The organism is Rheinheimera sp. UJ63, from assembly GCF_021568285.1.
GTDB lineage: Bacteria > Pseudomonadota > Gammaproteobacteria > Enterobacterales > Alteromonadaceae > Alishewanella > Alishewanella maricola.
Map to the genome: position 1 here is coordinate 1 of NZ_JAKGTQ010000018.1, position 1502 is coordinate 1502.

Below are 1502 nucleotides of genomic sequence, written 5' to 3' on the forward strand. Positions count from 1 at the left end.
GGGTCTACACCCTGCAACTATTCGCCCAGTTAAGACTCGGTTTCCCTACGGCTCCCCTATTCGGTTAACCTCGCTACAGAATGTAAGTCGCTGACCCATTATACAAAAGGTACGCAGTCACCCCACGAAGGGGCTCCCACTGCTTGTACGTACACGGTTTCAGGTTCTATTTCACTCCCCTTACAGGGGTTCTTTTCGCCTTTCCCTCACGGTACTGGTTCACTATCGGTCAGTCAGGAGTATTTAGCCTTGGAGGATGGTCCCCCCATGTTCAAACAGGATACCACGTGTCCCGTCCTACTCGTTTTCACTATAAAAGCATTGTCGTGTACGGGGCTATCACCCTGTATCGCTGTCCTTTCCAGAACATTCCACTAACACCAATATAGCTTAAGGGCTACTCCGCGTTCGCTCGCCGCTACTAACGGAATCTCGGTTGATTTCTTTTCCTCGGGGTACTTAGATGTTTCAGTTCTCCCGGTTTGCCTCGCTACACTATGTATTCATGTAACGATAGTGAGTAAACTCACTGGGTTTCCCCATTCGGATATCTACGGATATAACGCCTCTTACCGGCTCCCCGTAGCTTTTCGCAGGTTAGTACGTCCTTCATCGCCTCTGACTGCCAAGGCATCCACCGTGTACGCTTAGTCACTTAACCATACAACCCCAAAATGTCTTGAAGTGTACAGTGTGAAAAAGGTATACAATTAAATGTAACCTTAGTTTTTTACTTTTTACATCAGCTTGCCAAATTGTTAAAGAGCAGTTTTGAGATTAAACTCAAATAGAAATACTTATAAATTAAGCACTTATATTTGAATTCCTAGAGCCGGTTTAAAACCAGAAGTGGTGGAGTTAAGCGGGATCGAACCGCTGACCTCCTGCGTGCAAGGCAGGCGCTCTCCCAGCTGAGCTATAACCCCTCTTCTTGCTTCTGCTTTTTCCTTTATGCCGCGTGTTGTTTCCTCACTCATTCAGTCATGTACCTGATGTACACTCCCTCACTCGCTCGTCGCATCACTTGCCTAAAGCAAAAATCATCGCAATAAGTCTTTCTATGGTCTTTGCTCAACATTCGTTGTCAGGCTAGGCGCAGTGAACCGAAGCATACTAAAAGTATGTGAGGTTTGCTGCAACAACGCCTGGCGGCGAATTGGTTGGTCTGAGTAGACTCGAACTACCGACCTCACCCTTATCAGGGGTGCGCTCTAACCACCTGAGCTACAGACCAATTTTAACTTGTCTGACTGTGCTGATACTGCGTTGCACTCTTCACTCATCTCGTCACATACTAGCAGTATGCTCCTCATTCGTTCATCGCGCGCCTTGTCTCAGCTGCGTCATCCTGCGTTAAACGTACAGGTAACGTTAAAACCGTTTGCTCTATCTCATGCAATCAATCATCTGTGTGAACACTTATAAATCCGTTCTTTAGGTAAGGAGGTGATCCAACCGCAGGTTCCCCTACGGTTACCTTGTTACGACTTCACCCCAGTCAT

At 47.0% G+C, this 1502-nt stretch carries 2 tRNA genes and 2 rRNA genes; all 4 read right to left on the bottom strand.

Going from position 1 to position 1502, the window contains the following annotated elements:
• A 23S ribosomal RNA gene (locus L1N97_RS16830) occupies positions 1–661 on the bottom strand; the annotation flags it as partial.
• 189 nt (positions 662–850) lie between these two features.
• Positions 851–926: transfer RNA gene (locus L1N97_RS16835), tRNA-Ala, on the bottom strand.
• 231 nt (positions 927–1157) lie between these two features.
• A tRNA-Ile gene (locus tag L1N97_RS16840) sits at positions 1158–1234 on the bottom strand.
• 205 nt (positions 1235–1439) lie between these two features.
• A 16S ribosomal RNA gene (locus L1N97_RS16845) occupies positions 1440–1502 on the bottom strand; the annotation flags it as partial.